The 18,582-nt window shown below is 50.0% G+C and carries 18 protein-coding genes; 4 read left to right on the forward strand and 14 right to left on the reverse strand.

Going from position 1 to position 18,582, the window contains the following annotated elements; all coding sequences use genetic code 11:
- Positions 1 to 89 precede the first annotated feature (89 nt).
- The 6 genes from BZG82_RS02440 to folM all read right to left on the reverse strand — a co-directional run bounded on the left by BZG82_RS02440 (position 90) and on the right by folM (position 4,059).
- Positions 90 to 797, reverse strand: a complete 708-nt coding sequence (locus BZG82_RS02440; RefSeq protein ID WP_077765082.1) for an HAD family hydrolase — start codon at positions 795 to 797, stop codon at positions 90 to 92.
- A gap of 38 nt (positions 798 to 835) precedes the next feature.
- Positions 836 to 1,534, reverse strand: a complete 699-nt coding sequence (locus tag BZG82_RS02445; protein ID WP_158075971.1) for a substrate-binding periplasmic protein — start codon at positions 1,532 to 1,534, stop codon at positions 836 to 838.
- A 221-nt stretch (positions 1,535 to 1,755) separates the two neighbouring features.
- Entirely contained in the window at positions 1,756 to 2,325 is a 570-nt protein-coding gene (locus BZG82_RS02450; RefSeq protein WP_077481839.1) for a YceI family protein, read from the reverse strand.
- Positions 2,322 to 2,861, reverse strand: a complete 540-nt coding sequence (locus BZG82_RS02455) for a cytochrome b (protein WP_077765084.1) — start codon at positions 2,859 to 2,861, stop codon at positions 2,322 to 2,324. The genes BZG82_RS02450 and BZG82_RS02455 overlap by 4 nt, the downstream gene beginning before the upstream one ends.
- A gap of 110 nt (positions 2,862 to 2,971) precedes the next feature.
- Positions 2,972 to 3,340 carry a dihydroneopterin triphosphate 2'-epimerase gene (folX, locus tag BZG82_RS02460; RefSeq protein ID WP_198536724.1) on the reverse strand — a complete coding sequence of 123 codons (369 nt, stop codon included), beginning with the start codon at positions 3,338 to 3,340 and terminating at the stop codon, positions 2,972 to 2,974.
- Positions 3,341 to 3,360: 20 nt separating this feature from the next.
- A complete protein-coding gene (gene folM, locus BZG82_RS02465; RefSeq protein ID WP_077457176.1) occupies positions 3,361 to 4,059 on the reverse strand; it encodes a dihydromonapterin reductase in 699 nt (232 codons plus the stop codon).
- A 219-nt stretch (positions 4,060 to 4,278) separates the two neighbouring features.
- Here folM and BZG82_RS02470 point away from each other — a divergent pair, with 219 nt between their 5' ends.
- A complete protein-coding gene (locus BZG82_RS02470) occupies positions 4,279 to 4,875 on the forward strand; it encodes a DNA-3-methyladenine glycosylase I (RefSeq protein WP_077765085.1) in 597 nt (198 codons plus the stop codon).
- On the opposite strand, the gene BZG82_RS02475 is transcribed toward BZG82_RS02470, so the two are convergent.
- The 3 genes from BZG82_RS02475 to BZG82_RS02485 all read right to left on the reverse strand — a co-directional run bounded on the left by BZG82_RS02475 (position 4,866) and on the right by BZG82_RS02485 (position 8,895).
- Entirely contained in the window at positions 4,866 to 5,357 is a 492-nt protein-coding gene (locus BZG82_RS02475; protein ID WP_077765086.1) for a C40 family peptidase, read from the reverse strand. The genes BZG82_RS02470 and BZG82_RS02475 overlap by 10 nt on opposite strands.
- Complete coding sequence (locus BZG82_RS02480) at positions 5,354 to 6,583, reverse strand: GGDEF domain-containing protein (RefSeq protein ID WP_077765087.1); 1,230 nt, start codon at positions 6,581 to 6,583, stop codon at positions 5,354 to 5,356. The genes BZG82_RS02475 and BZG82_RS02480 overlap by 4 nt, the downstream gene beginning before the upstream one ends.
- A 329-nt stretch (positions 6,584 to 6,912) precedes the next feature.
- Entirely contained in the window at positions 6,913 to 8,895 is a 1,983-nt protein-coding gene (locus BZG82_RS02485) for an exoribonuclease II (RefSeq protein WP_077765088.1), read from the reverse strand.
- A gap of 371 nt (positions 8,896 to 9,266) precedes the next feature.
- Between BZG82_RS02485 and BZG82_RS02490 the strand changes: the two genes are divergently transcribed.
- Together BZG82_RS02490 and BZG82_RS02495 are read left to right on the forward strand one after the other, a co-directional pair.
- Complete coding sequence (locus BZG82_RS02490; RefSeq protein WP_077480871.1) at positions 9,267 to 11,072, forward strand: DEAD/DEAH box helicase; 1,806 nt, start codon at positions 9,267 to 9,269, stop codon at positions 11,070 to 11,072.
- Between the two features lie 251 nt (positions 11,073 to 11,323).
- Positions 11,324 to 12,784, forward strand: coding sequence for a TrkH family potassium uptake protein (locus BZG82_RS02495; protein WP_077765089.1), 1,461 nt, complete (start codon positions 11,324 to 11,326; stop codon positions 12,782 to 12,784).
- A gap of 8 nt (positions 12,785 to 12,792) precedes the next feature.
- Here the strand turns inward: BZG82_RS02495 and BZG82_RS02500 are convergent, their stop codons facing one another.
- The 3 genes from BZG82_RS02500 to BZG82_RS02510 all read right to left on the reverse strand — a co-directional run bounded on the left by BZG82_RS02500 (position 12,793) and on the right by BZG82_RS02510 (position 17,130).
- Entirely contained in the window at positions 12,793 to 14,463 is a 1,671-nt protein-coding gene (locus tag BZG82_RS02500) for a pyridoxal phosphate-dependent decarboxylase family protein (RefSeq protein ID WP_077765090.1), read from the reverse strand.
- 108 nt (positions 14,464 to 14,571) lie between these two features.
- The gene (locus BZG82_RS02505) at positions 14,572 to 16,482 is read right to left on the reverse strand and encodes a methyl-accepting chemotaxis protein (RefSeq protein WP_077480865.1); all 1,911 of its coding nucleotides are present in this window, start codon (positions 16,480 to 16,482) and stop codon (positions 14,572 to 14,574) included.
- Positions 16,483 to 16,893: 411 nt separating this feature from the next.
- Positions 16,894 to 17,130, reverse strand: a complete 237-nt coding sequence (locus tag BZG82_RS02510) for a DUF3283 family protein (RefSeq protein WP_077765091.1) — start codon at positions 17,128 to 17,130, stop codon at positions 16,894 to 16,896.
- A 151-nt stretch (positions 17,131 to 17,281) separates the two neighbouring features.
- On the opposite strand from BZG82_RS02510, the gene BZG82_RS02515 reads away from it, so the two are divergent.
- On the forward strand, positions 17,282 to 17,659 hold the full coding sequence (locus BZG82_RS02515; protein ID WP_077480861.1) for a helix-turn-helix domain-containing protein: 378 nt from the start codon (positions 17,282 to 17,284) through the stop codon (positions 17,657 to 17,659).
- Here BZG82_RS02515 and BZG82_RS16710 read toward each other — a convergent pair.
- Both BZG82_RS16710 and BZG82_RS02525 read right to left on the reverse strand, forming a co-directional pair.
- A complete protein-coding gene (locus tag BZG82_RS16710) occupies positions 17,627 to 17,833 on the reverse strand; it encodes a DUF1289 domain-containing protein (RefSeq protein ID WP_198928529.1) in 207 nt (68 codons plus the stop codon). The genes BZG82_RS02515 and BZG82_RS16710 overlap by 33 nt on opposite strands.
- Positions 17,834 to 17,910: 77 nt before the next feature.
- Positions 17,911 to 18,579 carry a glutathione S-transferase family protein gene (locus BZG82_RS02525; RefSeq protein WP_077662480.1) on the reverse strand — a complete coding sequence of 223 codons (669 nt, stop codon included), beginning with the start codon at positions 18,577 to 18,579 and terminating at the stop codon, positions 17,911 to 17,913.
- Positions 18,580 to 18,582 lie beyond the last annotated feature (3 nt).

An 18,582-nucleotide genomic window follows, 5' to 3' on the forward strand; every position in this document is an offset into this window, starting at 1 on the left:
AGATAACGGTTATGATAATCATTCTCAAGTAAGTGTTATTAAAAAGGGCACATGAGGTGCCCTGTCGTCACGCTTCCTGTGATCTTTTACTAATCACGAATGGTGTCGTAGCGAGCCCATTCCATAATGGTCCAATCTTTTTCTTGGGCGTGTAGGCTTAAGTGCGGGTCAGGGTTAACCGCAAAGGCGCTGTCGACTTGCTCAAGCAAGGGGACATCCCAGTGCGAATCACTGTAACCGTATGTGTGGCCGACCGTGTCATGACGATCAGATAGCCATGCCTGCATGTAGTCATGCTTGCCACGAAAATCACGCACGCAATGGGATATGCTGCCTGTATACACGCCATTCAATGTTTCAAGCTCAATCGCAATCACGGTATCGAGTTTGAGTAGTTCGCCAATCGGCCTTGCCAAGTGTGCGGCGGTATTTGATACCAACACACAATGATCGCCACGGTTGCGATGCCACTCGATGCGCTCTAACGCTTGTGGCACCACCACAGGGGCGACGCGCCGATCGATAAAGTCGGTCGCCCATGCAGCCACGGTTTGAGTGGATTTTCCTTTGATTGGGCTCAACTGCACTTGCATATATTGCTCAAGGTTGATGCGGCCTTTTTTAAAATCCAGATACGCCCGCTTTTCTTGGTCGACCACGTTTTGCGGGGCAAGGCCGCACTGACAAAGGTATTCCAGCCACGCTTGTTTGGTGTCGGTGGCAATCAGTGTTTCGTCTAAGTCGAAGAATGCAATGTTAATCGGAGAAGTCATAGCCAAACTGATGTAATGAGACATTGATAGGCATCCTAACGAGCAACTATGACGATAGGGTTTCACTCTGCAGTGGTATCGTCTGGTAAGAGCAGCCCATATTTTTGCTTCAAATCGTCAAAGGTGCCATTCCGTTTGATTATTTCTAACCCGCGGTTAAAGGCTTGAATATATTCTTGCGCCTTAGGGTTGGCCTTGCCGGCGGTGACATGGATGTGCTGTTTGATCATCGGAGTGGGGGAAAAGTGAAAATCATCGGTATTTAGGTTTAAGGGTTCGAGCTCGTGTTGCATCACAAAGCGATTGCCCACTGCCATATCAACCCGACCGGCAGCGAGCATTTGTAAGCTCGAACTTAGCGAGGTGGTTTCTACTCGTTGAAAATAATCTGCATCTAAAAACCATGAATCATAGCCGTAGTCGCGTACGCTGGCGATACGTTTGCCAGTAAGGCTTTTGGGGCCTTTGAAGTCAAAAAAGGTATCTTTTCGCATCATGATATCGATATTGGTGGCGAAATAGGGCTGACTAAATAGTAGGAATTCACTGCGTGCGTCTGTGTACCATGTGGTGGTGAGGAGATCGATCCGCCCATTTCTCACTTCGTACAAGCCGCGCGCCCAAGGGAAGAGTAAGAATTTGGTATCATAGCCTTGGGTAGAAAGGGCAGCGGTCACTACTTCAACAGAAAAGCCAGGTCTAGCTGTATCTCGAGTGACGTAAGGAGGCCAAGCGTCGTTGACTGCGGTAATAATTTTCATCTTCCCGTACGCCGGGAGGGTGAAAACACAGAAAGTAAATACGAGGAAAAAACGCTTAAAAGAGATGAGCCTCATAGATAGGTATCCTTATCGATCAATGGATATCATCGCCAGACTAAGGCGTCGTTTTTCATCAGTATAGTGAATGTTTTAGAGATCGATAATAAACGCCCCAGCAGGTGCCGGGGCGTATGGATTTGAGGGAGAGAAAGATTGCCCTCTTATTGGCGGATACCCTCTACGTGCAGCTCCATATCGACATATGTGGCTGGGCCCATAGTGGCAATGCCGAAATCAGCGAGCTCGAGGCGAGTGTTGCCCATAAAGCCTGCGCGGTAGTTACCCCAAGGGTCATCGCCGTGGCCAACCAATTCAGCGTCAATCTCAATCGGCTTGGTTTGCCCGTGTAAGGTGAGGTCGCCTGCAATGGTCATCGAACCATCGCCGTTATCTGTGACCTTGGTGCTCTTGAAAGTGGCTTGGCCAAACTTGCTCGCGTTGAGAAAATCTGCACTACGAATGTGCTTGTCGCGCTCGGCATGGTTAGAGTCCAAGCTGGTGGTATCGACGGTCACTGTTACGCTAGACGCACCAATGTTGTTGGGATCAAATTCAAACTGACCATCGAATTTGTTAAAGCGACCTTTGGTAAAGCTGTAACCTAGATGAGGCACTTTGAAGTTGACAGAGGCATGTGCGCCCTTGGTGTCAATCATATAAGTGTCTGCCAATGCAGGCCCAGATAAGAGTGTCGCGGCGCTAATTCCCATGGCTAACATGAGTTTTTTCATTTCGGGTTTCCTCCGATCATCTTCCGTAACGTATTGTCTTTGTCGATAAAATGGTGCTTTAATGCAGCCAGTGTGTGAATAACGGCTAAGGCAATCAGGGTAATGGCAACATAATAGTGTACGTCACCTGCGATATCCGACTGATTAGGGAAAAGCTCCCCTGCACTTGGCACGGTAAACCAAGTGAACACGTCGATACCTCGGCCATCTGAGGTAGAAATTAAATACCCAGACACAAACAGTACTGCGAGGAGCAAGTAAATCGTGTGGTGTGCTGCGGTCGCTGCTTTGCGTTCCCACGCTTTGCCCTCAACCTTAGGCATTGTATGAGTCATTTTCCACCCTAAGCGCAGTATGGTGGCGCCAGCGAGCAAGATCCCAATGGACTTATGCCAATGTGGGGCGGTTTGATACCAACTGCTGTAATAGCTAAGGTCGACCATCCACAGGCCCACGGCAAACAAGCCGATAATGACCAGAGTAGAAAGCCAGTGCAGCACCCGCATTACAGGATCGTAACTCGTTTTCGCTGTCATAGTCCCTGTCCTAATAACAATTCCAACACAGTATATAAGGTAAAATGGGATTCAGAACCAAGTTACCTTGAACAAGATGTTCGAATTATTCTAACGAACTCTTTACGCGGTTACGAATCGCGCTCTGTCCAACTGAGGCTCAGTGAGACGGAGTCGGCAAACCTTAACGCATGCGGCTTATCAATAGTCACTTGGGCGTAACGCACCCAGTGGTGATCGCGTGCAATGTCGAGCACGCCGGCGACCAGTTTTTCCAACAACAAAAAGCGGCCATTCTCAACATAGTCGATAATCGCTTTGGTGATCACTTTATAGTTCAGTGCGTCGTCAACATTATCCTCTTGGCTGGCTTTGTGGCCGGGATAGTGAATTTCTACGTTAATCACCACATCTTGCTTCTTTTCCTGCTCTTCGGGGTTAAAGCCGATATATGTACGCAAACGTAGGTTGGTAATTTTGATCACAGCGTCATTCATCATTGTGCTTTCCAGTTAGGCAATTACGCTAAATGGCGTCCGCCATCGAGTTTAAGGGATTGGCCCGTCATATGCTGACTGGCAAGAATAAAGTCGCAGGCGTTGATCACTTCCTGCTCGCCGGGCACTGTGCCCAAAATCGATTTTTTGCGCGCTTTCTCACGGTAGGCATCGTCATCGCCGTCGTTGAACATGATAAGCGCGGGGGAAATACTGTTTACTTTGATGTCGGGGGCGAGTTGTTGGGCAAACGATAGGGTGAGGTTTTCAAGCGCGGCTTTACTTGCGGCATAGGCAAGGTGTTTTGCGCTGCCTTTGTGGGCCACGTAATCGGTCAGGTGAATAATGTCGCCGCTATTCATCCATCGGGTTGCCGCCATATTGATCAGATAAGGCGTTTTAGCGTGGATTTGCATCATGCTGTCAAACAAAGCCGCGAAATCTTGGCTTTGTTTTTCACTGTCCCACGATGAGGCATTGTGGATTAAACAATCAAACACCGGATTGTGCGCGTCAATGGCTTGGATAAATGCATGGATGCCGGCATCGGTAGAAAAGTCCGCCTGAATACAATGAGCGCCTCGCTCGATAAGCTCACTCACTTGAGGACGCGGTGTCCGATACGACACAGTGACTTGATGCCCTTGCGCAAGAAAGTGACAAGCAAGCGCGTAGCCGATCCGTTGTCCTGCCCCTGTGATAAGAATATGCTTTTTTGTCACGTGTTTTCCTTTATGGTTACCACTGAGAGTGAATGCACTCTGACAACAACGAGTATGTTACGTTTCATGGACTTGTAGCGATCAAAGATAGCGACATGTTAACGAAATCGACAGATTTATACCGAGTTAACTCGCTGATTTCGTGGCATGAACAACAAAATCGCGGACAATCGGAACAAATGCATTACCATCATGCAACCAACTTTGAGGGAAATTGTCATGGAACCTTGCCAATGGGCACAACAGAGTGAGTCGGAGCAGCATTATCACGATACCGAGTGGGGCGTGCCGACATTTGATGATCAAGCGATCTTTGAGTTCATTTGTTTAGAGGGCGCGCAAGCAGGATTAAGTTGGCGGCTGATTTTAGAAAAGCGTTCCGCGTATCGAGCCGCTTTTTCTGATTTCGATTTCTATCAACTGGCAAACGTGGCTGAGCCGAATATTGCTGAGATCATGGCCAACCACGAGATTGTCCGTAATCGCTTGAAAGTGGCGTCTGTGTTTACCAATGCAAAAGCGGCGGTGACGCTGGTGGAAGAGTATGGATCCTTGGCGAAGGCGCTGTGGCAGTTTACTGGCGGTGTACCGATCGTGAACCACCACCAATCGGATGCCGATGTCGCCACCGCGACCGACGAGTCCCGTGCCATGAGTCGCTTTTTGAAAAAGCGTGGGTTTAAATTTGTGGGCGAGACCATTTGTTATTCGCTGATGCAAGCGCTTGGCATGGTCAATGATCATGTCGTCACTTGTCCGCGTTATCAACCCTGTTGCGAACTGGCTGAGTCGGTAAAAGCCTCGCCTCAGAAATAACGACGGAATTGCCAGAAGCGTGCTTGCCAATATGGATTATCAAGGCGTGACACTGTCACTCCTTGTGACGTAGACGCATGCATAAATTGCTGGTTGCCGAGATAGATACCAACATGGCGCAAGCCGGGGCGAATGTGGAAGAAAACCAAATCACCCAATTGGGCATCCTTATAATCAACCGGATAGCCGCCCTTTGCTTGGCCATGAGTTGTGCGCGGTAAGGGCGTGGATAGCGCATCACGATAAACGCGCTGGGTATAGGCCGAGCAATCGATGCCTTGGCGTGAGGTACCTCCCCAACGATAAGGCGTGCCTTGCCATTGCTGATAGTGCTGCGTCAGTGCGTAGTGCAATGCTTGGCTGCTTGCGGAGTGTGAGGGAACCGAGGAGACGGGCGTTGTGCTTGAGTCCGGATCAGATGGTGAGCTGCTACATGCGCTTAGCAACAGGATGAAGGTACACACTAACCCCAGCTTTATCATTCGCTTCCTCGAATACAGTTTCTTCCCGCCTGTTTAGCTTTATACAGTGCTTGATCGGCCAGTTGCAACACTTCATCCGGTTGGCAGGCTTGCGAGGCATCGGCGAAGCCGATACTGACAGTCACATGAACGGTTGCGGTGTCTTTTTTCTGCCCTCGTTTTTGCTTGCCTTCATTCGGGTTGGTAGGGCGGTTTTCTTCACGAAGTACCAACGGGTACTGGGCGATATCCTCTCGTAATGCGTCAAGAAAAGGCAGGCATTGATCGGTGGTTTTCCCCTTGAATAAAAGGGTAAATTCTTCCCCGCCATAGCGGAAAGCGGTTGCGCCACCTTCGCATTGTGATAGCAAACTCCCCACCAGTTTTAATACATCGTCACCGGTTTCATGGCCATAGGTATCATTGAAGCGCTTAAAGTGATCCACATCGAGCATGGCGATAGTGTAACGGCGACCGAGGTGCTTTAACTCATCTTGCAGTGCCCGACGACTTGGAATGGCGGTTAAACCGTCTAAAAAGGCTAATTGATGACTAAACGCGACTTGGTTGGCAATGAGGAGCAAGCCGGCAATGGCAAAACTAAACGATGACACATAGGCCATATCAAAAAAGATCACCGTGACCGATGTACAGGTGAGCGCGATAAAGGTGGCATGATCGTCGACACTGTTTTTATGTAAAACACGTATCGCGGCCATACACAGCGCAATCAGCAGCATCACGATCAAAAGCAGGGGGAGTGGGCTAAAGGCGGGAATGCGCACAAACACTGGATGCTGATATAGCCAGGTCGCCAATTCACCATATTGCATCACTAACAGCGCGCCCCAGCCAATCTCGAGTGCCAACGCGGCAAAAAATAACAAGCCAAACAGCGAGGTCAGCTTTCTATCGCGGGTGATGCGAATATAGAGCAAATTGATCGGCAGCAATACAACCAGAAGTACATATTCCAAATAGGTTGTGCCGTCAGTCAGTGGCGATTGCAGCCGGGTTAAAATGACGGTGTAGCTAATAAGTAATATCACCACAGTCATGCCAACACGCGCACTCTTGAACAAGTGACTTAATAGCAGGGCAGTAAATAATAAATAGAAGGGCGCAGCATAGAGTAAGTTTAGGTATGGCGAAAGCGAGGCCAGCAACGGGTGATAACCTGCAGCAAAAACAAGGAAGATAAGTAGCGGCACGCCCAAACGTGCTAACGGTGAATGTAACAGCCCCATGACACCTTATATACTGCGTGGCGAGTGTGAAAAATCAATGTTTGTGTTTTAGATATCATAGTTTGCGCATGGTGAAAGAGTGCCAAATTCAGAGCCTTAAACAAACAGACTGTGACCAGCCTTGTGCTTTTTCCTCCGATGCGCCATCAAGGCTCGTTATCGATGGGATGGTGGCTCGATTACTTTGGCGCCTTGCCGTTAGATAGCGGAAAGCTAATGACTAACTTATCATTTCAAGCGCAATACGCCCAATAAAAAAGCCAAGCGGTAAGGCTTGGCTTTGAAGGGGAGTTGACTCGCCGTAGAGAGCCACAAGAAAGAGGGTGAGATTATTCGTCTTTCGCTTGTTCAGGCAGCGCAAACACTTGGGTTGGTTTTGCCACAATGGAGCGCGTGGATTCTTTGATATCCGCAATCACCACTTCCAGACTGTCGCCAAGCTTAAACTCAACGTTGCCATCAATGGTCACTGTGCCTGTTTCTTTATCACAGGCAATGCGGGTTTTGTTATCGATGATCAGCGACGATGGAATAAACGCCGGTGCGCCATTTTCGATTAGGCGAACACGCATACCCGCGCGGTTAACATCAAAGATTTCCGCTGTGTAGCGGGTTTGTGCTTCCACTTCTGGCTTCAACAAACGGACGTACAGCCAATCAGCGACATCGCGCTCGGCCATGCGGTGGTGTTTGCGATGACCAGCCAGTTCTTCACCGATCGTATCCGCAGGGGCATTGGCTTCGGTTTCGCCGCGAATGATCGCTTTGAGTAAGCGGTGGTTAATCATATCGCCGTACTTACGGATAGGCGATGTCCATGTAGCGTAGACATCAAGGCCCATCGCGTAGTGAGGAGCAGGCTCATGACCAATTTCACTGTACGCTTGGAAACGACGCAGGCGGTTGTCGAGATAGGTGCTGTCTAGGCTGTTTAACCAACGGCGCAATGCGCTAAAGCCTTCAACGGTTGCCAAGCTCTCGCTCTCGGCTTCTCCGTCATGGGCTTTGACCAACTCGACCACATCGTTCAGCTTGTCACTGTTAAAGCCTGCGTGAGTATTAAAAATACCGAAACCGAAGGATTCACGCAGTTTGCGACCTGCACAAATGTTAGCGCTGATCATCGCCTCTTCAACGATACGGTTAGCGATGCGGCGCGCGTCAGTATGAATCGCGATCACATCGTTATCTTCGCTGAGCTCAAAGCGATAGTCAGGACGATCGGGGAAGGTCACCGCATGCGTTTCACGCCATTCAATGCGGGCAAGTGCAAACTGGTGCAACTGATGGATTTGATCCGCGATGTCGCTGCTCTCTGGCTGCCATGCCGCCTGTTCGCCTTGCTCGATGTAGTCCGACACCTTGTCGTAGGCTAGCTGGCCGTGTGATTGGATCCATGCAGAGAAGAACTCGGCGTCATCGGCAATGGTGCCATCGGCAGCGATATTGAAGGTACAGCAAAGCGCCGGACGTTTTTCGTGGGCACGTAGTGAACACAAATCGTCACTCAGATCGCGAGGCAACATTGGGATGTTGCGACCAGGCAAGTAAATGGTGAAGCCGCGGCTGCGAGCCACTTGGTCAAGGTCGTCATCCGCATCGATATACGCAGTCGGATCGGCAATCGCGACTGTCATGGTAAAGCCGCCTTGCTCGTTGGCTTTTACATATAACGCATCGTCCATATCTTTGGTCGATTCGCTATCAATGGTCACGAAGGGAAGCGCGGTCAGATCGCGGCGCTCTAAACCTTGCTCCAACATCGCCCATGCTTCTTTAGGCGCAGGCTCTTGGTTTGGTAAGTTATGTTTTGCTAGCGTGACCCACCAAGGCGCAATCTTGTCATTGGCATCGGTGATTTTTTCACTGACTTGGCAGAAGAAGTTGTCGTCGCCTTTGAGTGGGTGACGGATCAGGGATGCGACAACCCAGTCGCCATCTTTGAGTTCGTCTTGCGATAAGCCGCGCTGGGTTTTGGCACGAATCGCATCTTTGATTTGCGGATGATCCGGCACAATGTTAAGACGGTTACGAATCCACTGGACGCGACCAATAAAGCGGTCAATGCTTTGCTCAATCAAGGCATCCGGCTCTGCGACCTCACGCTCTTTTTCTGTGCGAACGAAGGCTTCAACACGATCACCGTGCATCACTTTCTTCATATACGGTGGTGGAATAAAGAGGCTGGTTTTATCGTCCACTTCTAAAAAGCCGAAGCCTTTTTCAGTGGCTTTTACCGTTCCCTCTTTCTTGGGCAGGGTTTCTTGGATCTGTTGCTTAAGTTGCGCTAGCAGGGGATTGTCTTGAAACATAACATCGGTCTCGGTTTTCGAATCGCCACACTATACGTATTCGCTCACCCAAAACCAACCCGTGACCGGAAATTGCTATCGATGGTGTGGTATGTCGTGGATCCAAGTGAATCGCCAGTAATCGGTTGATGCGTAACCATACAGGGATTGTATGCGAGATAAACAATGTGCCACATGAGTACGCGAAAGCGGCAAAATTTGTGAAGTTGTTCAACTTTTTCTGGCTTTTTTCGCCTGAATAGCGCAGAATGCACACCCTTAATTACCGAGGCCCGTGGCGCTGGTGACTTACACTGTGAAAGAGCAGTGTAGCTGGTTGAGCAGAACGCTGAAGGGGCCCCGTTTCGCTACACTCATAGATTGGGATCCCAATGCAAGAATCTGTAACCAAATTTCGCCAGTTAGATCTGGCCGACACCCTTTTATCTGCACTTGACGCCATGGGCTTTGAATCGCCAACACCGATTCAAGCTGCGTCTATTCCTGTGCTGCTAGAAGGCCGTGATGCGCTAGGTAAAGCGCAGACGGGTACGGGCAAAACCGCGGCGTTTTCTTTGCCGCTGTTGAACAAAGTTGATTTAAGCCAGCATAAACCTCAAGCCATCGTGATGGCGCCGACTCGCGAGTTGGCCATTCAGGTTGCTGCCGAGATGAAAACCTTGGCGCAAAACATCAAAGGCCTCAAAATTCTTGAGATCTACGGTGGTGCGTCGATCGTTGATCAAATGAAAGCGCTGAAAAGCGGCGCGCACATTATCGTGGGTACTCCAGGTCGTGTAAAAGATTTGATTAACCGCGATCGTTTGAAGCTGGATGAAGTACATACCTTTATTCTCGACGAAGCTGACGAAATGCTCAAAATGGGCTTCGTAGACGACGTCACTTGGATCATGGAGCAAGCGCCTGAATCGGCACAACGCGTGTTGTTCTCTGCCACCATGCCTCCAATCGTTAAACAAATCGTTGATCGTTTCTTGCGTAAGCCTGCTCGCATCGACGTTGCGGGAAGCAACCGTACGGTTGAGAAAGTTGAGCAACAATTCTGGGTCGTGAAAGGCGTAGAAAAAGACGAAGCGATGAGCCGTCTTTTGGAAACGCAAGACACCGACGCATCGATTGTGTTCGTTCGTACTCGTCAAGATACCGAGCGTCTTGCGGACTGGTTGTCTGCACGTGGTTTTAAAGCCGCTGCACTGCACGGTGATATTCCGCAATCTCAACGTGAGCGTACGGTTGACCACATCAAACGTGGCGTGATTGATATTTTGGTGGCAACTGACGTTGTCGCGCGTGGTCTTGATGTGCCACGTATCACCCATGTCTTTAACTATGACATTCCGTTTGATGTTGAATCTTACATTCACCGCATTGGTCGTACCGGTCGTGCTGGACGTGCAGGTAAAGCGATCTTGTTGGTACGCACCAACCAGATGCGTATGCTGCGTACCATTGAGCGTGTCACTCAGACGCGCATGGACGAAATCCAGTTGCCGAACCGCGACAAAGTAGCGGAATCTCGCGTAGCCCGTTTGGCTAGCGAACTGGCTGAGAAAAAAGATGCTGACTCAATCGCACCTTTCGTCAGCTTGATTGAACAGCTACAAAACGACATCGAAGTTGATGCGACGACCTTAGCGGCGATGCTACTTCAGCGTCAGCAAGGCAAGCGTCCATTGTTCTACAAAGGCCCTGATCCAATGATTGCGGCGATGGAACGTGAAAACCAACGTCGTGAGCGTCGTCGTGATGATCGCCAAAATGGCCGTGACCGCCGTGAAACCAACCCGGCAGACTGGGATACCTATCAGTTAAGCGTGGGTCGTGAGCAAGGCGTACAAGTTAAAGACATCGTGGGCGCGATTGCTAACGAGCTAGGTCTAGATAAAAACAACATTGGTGCGATCAAACTGGCACCGGGACACACTTACGTACAGTTGCCTAAGACCATGCCAAAAGAAGTCTTTGCGCAGCTTCAGAAGCTACGTATTCGCCAGAAAGAAACCAACGCACAACGCGTTGAAGGCAATGTGATCCGTGACCGTCGCCCAAGCGATCGCAATGGCGGTGGCCGTGGTCGTCAAGACCGTGACAACCGTGGTCGTGGCGAACGTCGCTTCAACCGTGACCGTGGCAACGATCGCGGCTCATTCCGCGGTGAGCGTCGCCAAGCGCAGTAAATAATAGAAAGCCGGGTAGCAATGCCCGGCTTTTTTGATCCATGTCTGCGACGTAATGCCTTGTTGGCAGGGTATTAACGACGCTGATATGCCTGTGGCATTGTGGGACATTCCCAATGTGCCAGCTATATACTTTTAACGGTGCGCGGTTTAATGTGCACTTTTACCGTTGTCGCCTTTATGGCGTGATAACGCGAGTGGTTCGAAGGGCTTGCAGGCCACTGGCGCGTTAATGATGAGTTTCCCATGTCATGATTAACTTTCAAAACACACTGCGTCTATTGGGCATGCCTATTTTATGGATGGGTATTGTCCAATTTGTGTTTGGACTTCTGTCGCTATTCCTATTTCGCGATCATGTGTCGACACAGTTTTTTTATCCCTCTTTACTGATGATGATGGCCTCTTTGGTTATCTCTTGGCTATTTCGCAAAAGTAAGTTAAGCCAAGTCACCTTCCGTGATGCTTTATTGTTCTCGACCTTTACGTGGATTTTGGTCGGTATATTGGGTGGGATCCCGATTAAACTGGTGACAGGGGTGAACTTCTCGGATGCCACCTTTGAGTCGATCAGTGCACTCAGCACCGCTGGTGCCACCATACTCAGTGGGCTAGATGACATGCCCGCCTCTTTCCTGTTGTATCGCCAGTTTTTACAATGGATGGGCGGACTTGGTGTGGTTATCTTTGTGGTCGCGGTGCTTCCCATGTTGAACGTGGGCGGGATGCGGCTGTTAAAAGCAGAAACTCCCGGACCCATCAAAGACGAGAAATTGTCCCCGCGGATCTCCAAAACGGCCCACTATTTATGGGGCGTGTATGTGGTGATCACGTTAGCGTGTGCCCTTGCGTATTATTTGGCGGGGATGAGTGCTTACGATGCCATTGCCCATAGTTTCTCAACCGTTTCAACCGGTGGCTTCTCGACCCATGATGCCAGTATGTGGCACTTTCAAAGCCATTTGATGTTGATGATTTCCAATGTCTTTATGCTGCTTGGCGCGATTAACTTCGGTTTGCACTTTCGTATTTTTCGCATCGGTTGGCGGGGTGTGCGTTTGTATTTCGACGATGAAGAATCACGAGTCTTCCTCATTGTCGTTGCCTGCTTATCCCTGATGTTGGGATTGTATTTATACGGTGAATCACGCTATGAATCGGTATGGGTTGCGCTAAGCTTTGCCGCGTTTCATGTGGTGTCTTTTATTACCAGCACGGGGTTTGGTGCTGCTGATTTAAGCTCTTGGCCTGCGGCGACGGGATTGTTCTTGGTATTCTGTGCTTATTTGGGCGGCTGCTCTGGCTCTACCGCCGGCGGGAACAAAATTATTCGCGATATCATCACGTTTAAAATTATTCGTCGCCAGTTGCACCAATTGATTCATCCCTCAGCAATGCTGCCGATCCGTTATCAAGACAAAGTAGTGTCCAACGACGTGACGCAAGCGGTCATGGCCTTTATGTCTCTGGCTGCGCTGACCACTGGCGTTTTCACCTTGTTGATGATGATGACAGGCCTCGACTTTTGGTCTGCATTTACTGCGGTCGTCGCGTGTATCAATGTATTGGGCCCAGGTTTTGGAGAGGTTGGCAGCAACTTCCAGCCGGTGACTGATACCGGTATTTGGATTCTCAATGCCGCAATGATTTTGGGGCGGTTAGAATATTTCACCGTCTTGGCTCTGTTTATGCCGCACTTTTGGCGTTGGTAAGCCCGCGTTTAGGCGGGCTGTTCAGTCTCCGTTGCCATTAGGGCATCGACAAATTCACTGATATGGCGCTGCTCGGTATACGGATTAAGGAACACGGCTTTTTCGCCGGGAATAAACAAGCACTGGCCATCGGTGTCGAACTCCGTGTGGGCAATGGATTCAACCCAATTGGTATGAAGCTTTCGACCTTGCCGAGCCAAAAAGTGCTCGCGGTGAAATAAGCTGTGCTGGGTAATACTGTCGATACGCGCGCCTAACTGATGGAGTTTTTGTTCGCGCTCGAACAGGGTATCCACATCGAGGTTATCAGCGGGTTGATACAGGCGAAAGGCCACTGTGGGCCCCAAATTCTCTCTCGCGACCACCTTGCAATAAGGTAAATCGCTCAATCGTCCCTTCAGATACTCCGCATTTTGTAAGCCATGCGCAATCATAGTCTGATAGCCTCGCTTGCCCAGCATATTAAGCGCACAGTATGCACCATAAGCACCCGCTGCACCGCGAGAACACTCAATGGTAGATTGCAAATGGGTATGGGTGGTTTTGCTTGCTTCAAAATAAGAGAAATAGTGAGGGTCTTGTTTGAGGCATTCCATATCTTCGCTATTTTTGAACATCACCAAACTGGAGGTATAAGGGACAAATCCCCATTTTTGGAAATCGATCGTGATGGAATCGGCATAACGCAAACCACGGACCCGCGGGAGTAAGGCAGCGAGCTTTTGCGCGGTCACGGTGTTAATGCCGAGCGGGTTGTCGTTAAAGTCGTAATCATTGAACATGATCAGTGGCCAACCGACGGCCGCATCCACATGGATATGGGGCTTGATATCTACGTTATATTGCTGGCAAGCACGCTCTCGGATCTGATACACGCGTTCAATGTCATCAATTGCAAAAGTGTCTGTGGTCCCAAAGGTGAGTAAGATGGTGGGAACTGCTAGCCCTTGCGCCAAACAGCCGTTTAAGGTGTAGGCAAAATCATCCAAATCCATCCGGTTACGCGCATCGACTTTGACGCGAAGCACTTGATTAGGAATATCTGTCCCTAACAGGCCGAGGTTCGTCATGTTAGAATAGTGACCGGCCAATGAGTTAATCATCCGAAAGTCTTGCCCTTGCAGACCCCGCTGCCCAGACAGCGGAAACTGTTTTCTCAGCCCAAGCAAGTAACCGTAAAGGTTGCCAAAGGTGCCACCTTGGGTAAAAAGCCCCGTGGCGCGTTGGTCATCATAACCAATCAAGTTGGCGACTTGGCGTACGATAGTTTGCTCAAGCTCTACCGACAATCCCGCGTATTCGCTGTACACCAAGTTTGGATTGGCCAAAGTAGCCAGTAGTGCGCCATGAATGGCAGGGTCGCAGGGCGCGGTAATCACATTTTCGACCGCTTGCGGTGCGGTCCAGTCTTTGGAGTGTGTCGCCGCGTGTAAAGCGAGCGGCGGAAAAATATGATGACTCAGGTCACTGTGGCTCGGCACATGTTGTTGCTCAAGCAAATGTATATCGGGTGACGTTGGTGCGGGGAGCATGCCTTGCTCGAGCCACTGGGCTAAACCCGGGGTACGATAAATGGGCCAGCGGTTTGGGTCGCGGTTAAAAAAATGTGCCCGCATGGTTTGGTAATGTTTAGCAAATGTGGGGGTGATGGCATAGCCGTCGGGGTGAGCACTAGACATAACTACATCTCCAACTGCGAAGTCAGGCAGGGGGCCCTGCCTGACGATAACAACAACCGAATAAAGCGTAAGGGTGCTTGTGCCGCTTGAAACGGACTCCGTGCAAAACTACTGCAGTTTAAAATTGGATACTAAGCGATCAAGCTCCTGATTCGATTGTGATAATGAGTCAGTCGCGGAAACGGTTTGTTTGCCGCTCTCGACTAAGCTGCTCACCATGTCGCGAATCGAGAGCATGTTTTTACTCAACTCCTCCGCCACGGCACTTTGTTCTTCGGTCGCGGTTGCGATTTGGGTGCTGACATCATCAATTTCACGTACGGAGGCGCTCATGATGGTCAGGCTGTTTGAGACTTCCGACGTCTTATCCGCCGTGCTTTGACACTGCTCTTTGGTTTTTCCCATCGCCTCAACCACGCTCGATGTGCCATCAAGGAGGGCAGTCAGCATATCTGAGATTTCGGTCGTGCTGCTTTGCGTGCGCGCGGCGAGGGCACGAACTTCATCGGCAACCACCGCGAACCCACGGCCTTGCTCACCGGCCCGCGCGGCTTCAATCGCGGCGTTAAGGGCAAGCAGGTTGGTTTGCTCGGAAATTTCCCCGATCACATTGAGCACGTCGCTGATTTTGTTTGCATCCTGATTCATGCTGGTGATTCGGGCTGACATATCTTCCACTTCATCTACCAGTGCACTCACGGTGACGACGGCATTGTCGACCACTTCAAGCGATTGACTGGCTTCTTTACTGGCCGATTCTGTGATGTCATTCGATTGCGAGACGTTATGAGCAATACTGCGTGCACTTTCACTCATCTCAGTAATCGCGGTCACCACTTGTTCGGTTTCTGCCGAGTGCGCCTCGAGAACAGACTCGTTTTCTTGGGTGTTTTGCGACAGCTGAGTGATGTTGCTCGAAATCATTTGACTGGCTTGGGAGACCTTCAGCATCATATTTTGCAGGTTTTCGACAAAGGTATTAAAGCCGCGGCTGATTTGGGCCAAATCATCGTTGCCATTGACCTCAAGTCGTGCGGTGAGATCGCCGCTCCCTTTGGAGAGATCTAACACCGCTTGTTTCAATTTGATCAGTGGACGGTATGAGTAATTGATGATCAGATAGATCGCTGCCAAGCTCAGCGCCAGCAGGATGATCCCCGTCACTAAAGATTCAATTTTAGCACTGCGAATGTCTGCCAACGCCGTTTGCTGATCCACAAACACCATCAGCGTCCAATAGCGATTTTCCGTGAGGTTAACGCGCTGGAAATAGCCATCAAAATTAATGCCCATATAGGGAAAGCTCAAGTGACCGCGCTCATCGGTGCGGAACATGTTCTCCATATCACTGAAGGTGGCACTAACCTGAGAGGGCGTTTTGCCGATATCGTTCGGATCATCACTAGCAAAAAAGACTGCGTTTTGATCGGTCAGTGTCGCGGCCCCACCGGCAAAGCGCATATTGCTTACCTGAGTGATCACGCTTTCCAGTGGAATGTCACCAAGCAACGCACCGATGAAACGGCCATTTTCAAACACGGGGGCGACCGCGCTGATCACCTTACCGCCAGTCACTTTGTCGGTATAAATACCGGTTAAGTGAATGGATTGATCGGCTTTGACTTGCCGATACCAGTCGCGATCGCGGAAGTTGAATTGGTTGGTGGTCACACCATCGCCCGAATGATTCGACATAAACGAATCACCGGTTTCATACGTCATGATCACATTGGCGATACCGGCGGTGTCTGCCAACATCCTCACTTGTGCCACGTTTTCTTGCGCGGTGAGGCCCGTTGTGAAGTGATTTGCACCTTTTTCAATAGCCGAGAGTTGCGAGGTAACCAACTGCTCTAACTCTGTGACATGGTGATCAAGTTTGTTTTGTGTTTGTGTGGTGAGTGACTCAATCATTTTCTCTCGTAGCGAGAGCGTATTGAGTGTTCCCAACACCACGAGAGAGACGGTCACCAACAGACCGACCCCCACCATAATGCGTGATTTAAACCCCAACGTCATAGTTTTTACCCCTTACTGAGCTAACGCTTGTCTGTCTAAAAAGTAAGGGTGCTTCCTACGGGCGGTAATCGTACACTGTCCGCTTTTCTATGCGGTTTTTATTATGGTTACCGCGGAGTCACCCAGCCAACACCGTTTTAAAGTTAGTTAAATGTTCGGCAACTCGCCAAATAATGAATGCTTTTTGATAAGAATAACAGTAGAGCGGGTTGGTGGATTTAGCTAGTCGAAATGACAAAAAAATGTATGACAATTTGGCGTTACTTGTGTGCTAGAGGTGTAATAAAACACAGGCATCTTTGCTGTTTTAAACAGATGATTTATTGGCAGGGAGAATAACTGGTTTAAAGTCGGTTACTTTTATCCGTGCGGAGCGCTTTGTGTAAACGCGCCTTAATAGGCGCGGGATGATTAGCTGACAGAGGGGTCTTGTTCGGGAATGATGAAGGCGTCAGGTTGGGCTCGATACTTTTCGACACATTGGAGGTAGAAGTCCCGTTGCCATTCAGTCAATGCATACGCTTCTTGCTCGAATAGGCTCGATTCTGCTTTGTTGTTGACCACTTTCCAAACTGCGTAGGCGGCTTGTTTGTCGAGTTCTATTTTTTGTTTTTCATCGGCAGGCAGGTTCGCCAAATTAATGTCCATAGGGGGCTCTTGTGTTTGGGCGCGTAGTCGCGATCCTAGCGAAGTCGATGCCACACGGCAAGATTAACTCGCGCTTAACGGCAGGCTGACATTCGTCGGTCGTGGCTTGTTACCCTTGCAGCCAATGCTCTTTTTTCGATTGGACACTAGGATGACGTTTAACCAAGAGGATCGACAAGCCCTCTATGACACGTGGATGTCGTACAAAGCCAAAGCACGGATCACGCAAATTGAAATGGCAAAACGCTTAGAAGTCAGCCACCTTACCTTTTCACGTTGTATTCATGGCGATGCCACACTCGACAGCCGTTTTGTGTTCGCATTTTGTCAAGCGATGGGCGTAGAGCCCAACAAAATCTTACCCAGCCTGCGTGAGCGCGAACAAGCGTACCAAGATGTGTTGGTAACCAGTAAAGTCATTGTCGATGGCGACATTGAAGCCGTGTACTACGAAGGTAACCAAGTGATTATTGAATACCGTAAACCACTGGTGGCATCAGCTGAATCGTCGTTTGAACGGGTTTCGTGAGGGGTGAATGGGCTCAGGCGGTTTGGGGTCAGGACGCTGTGGGAGCTCGGCCATAATCACGGCGCGCTGATCGTCGGTCATTTTGCCCCACGCAATGATTTCATCGAGGGTACGCTTGCACCCTACACAAACATCTTCTTCACGGCGGCACAAACCAATACAGGGCGTTAACACGACAAAACCTCGACAGCATAGACAGAACAAAAAGGGCAGGCCAATGATGCGCCTGCCCGTCTAGTATACCGCTCTGCTTAGCGTGTGACCATGCCGCGAATTTGTTTGGCACGCTCTTCATCTGTCGCGTCAGAGGGGGCGGGCGTGAGTAGCGCCTTTTGGCAGGCGGGCCTTTCTGCCAGCGTATCTAGCCACGCTTTTAAGGCATCGAGCCCCGAAATATCAATGCCGCTCCACTCATGAATGCGCGCCCAAGGCCAGGTGGCCATATCGGCAATGGTGTATTCGTCGCCGGCAAGGTAGGGGTGTTTTTGCAACTGGCCATCAACCACTTCGAGTAGGCGTCGCCCCTCTTTTTGATAGCGTTCGATTGCGGCTGGGATTTTCTCTGGGAAATAGCGGTAAAACACATTCGCTTGGCCCATCATGGGTCCAACTCCACCCATTTGAAACATGAGCCACTGGATAGTTTGCGAGCGCGCTTTAGGGTCTGACGGTAGAAACTGCCCCGTCTTTTCCGCGAGATAGAGCAAAATGGCACCGGACTCAAACACGGCAAAATTGTCGTTGTCCTGATCGACAATGGCAGGAATACGGCCATTGGGGTTAATCGCCAGAAATTCCGGTTGCTTCTGTTCGTTCGCCATTAAATCGAGTGCATGCAATTGATACGGCAGCCCCATTTCTTCCAAGGCGATCGCGACTTTGTAGCCATTGGGTGTGGCGGCTGAATAAAAGTCAATCATGTT

Source organism: Salinivibrio sp. PR5, assembly GCF_001996085.1.
Lineage (GTDB): Bacteria > Pseudomonadota > Gammaproteobacteria > Enterobacterales > Vibrionaceae > Salinivibrio > Salinivibrio proteolyticus.

Excerpts from the sequence above, each read along its gene's own strand:
- BZG82_RS02440 (WP_077765082.1), bottom strand. The coding sequence starts at position 797 with ATGTCTCATTACATCAGTTTGGCTATGACTTCTCCGATTAACATTGCA.
- BZG82_RS02445 (WP_158075971.1), bottom strand. The coding sequence starts at position 1,534 with ATGAAAATTATTACCGCAGTCAACGACGCTTGGCCTCCTTACGTCACT.
- BZG82_RS02450 (WP_077481839.1), bottom strand. The coding sequence starts at position 2,325 with ATGAAAAAACTCATGTTAGCCATGGGAATTAGCGCCGCGACACTCTTA.
- BZG82_RS02455 (WP_077765084.1), bottom strand. The coding sequence starts at position 2,861 with ATGACAGCGAAAACGAGTTACGATCCTGTAATGCGGGTGCTGCACTGG.
- folX (WP_198536724.1), bottom strand. The coding sequence starts at position 3,340 with ATGATGAATGACGCTGTGATCAAAATTACCAACCTACGTTTGCGTACA.
- BZG82_RS02470 (WP_077765085.1), top strand. The coding sequence starts at position 4,279 with ATGGAACCTTGCCAATGGGCACAACAGAGTGAGTCGGAGCAGCATTAT.
- BZG82_RS02475 (WP_077765086.1), bottom strand. The coding sequence starts at position 5,357 with ATGATAAAGCTGGGGTTAGTGTGTACCTTCATCCTGTTGCTAAGCGCA.
- BZG82_RS02480 (WP_077765087.1), bottom strand. The coding sequence starts at position 6,583 with ATGGGGCTGTTACATTCACCGTTAGCACGTTTGGGCGTGCCGCTACTT.
- BZG82_RS02485 (WP_077765088.1), bottom strand. The coding sequence starts at position 8,895 with ATGTTTCAAGACAATCCCCTGCTAGCGCAACTTAAGCAACAGATCCAA.
- BZG82_RS02490 (WP_077480871.1), top strand. The coding sequence starts at position 9,267 with ATGCAAGAATCTGTAACCAAATTTCGCCAGTTAGATCTGGCCGACACC.
- BZG82_RS02495 (WP_077765089.1), top strand. The coding sequence starts at position 11,324 with ATGATTAACTTTCAAAACACACTGCGTCTATTGGGCATGCCTATTTTA.
- BZG82_RS02500 (WP_077765090.1), bottom strand. The coding sequence starts at position 14,463 with ATGTCTAGTGCTCACCCCGACGGCTATGCCATCACCCCCACATTTGCT.
- BZG82_RS02505 (WP_077480865.1), bottom strand. The coding sequence starts at position 16,482 with ATGACGTTGGGGTTTAAATCACGCATTATGGTGGGGGTCGGTCTGTTG.
- BZG82_RS02510 (WP_077765091.1), bottom strand. The coding sequence starts at position 17,130 with ATGGACATTAATTTGGCGAACCTGCCTGCCGATGAAAAACAAAAAATA.
- BZG82_RS02515 (WP_077480861.1), top strand. The coding sequence starts at position 17,282 with ATGACGTTTAACCAAGAGGATCGACAAGCCCTCTATGACACGTGGATG.
- BZG82_RS02525 (WP_077662480.1), bottom strand. The coding sequence starts at position 18,579 with ATGATTGACTTTTATTCAGCCGCCACACCCAATGGCTACAAAGTCGCG.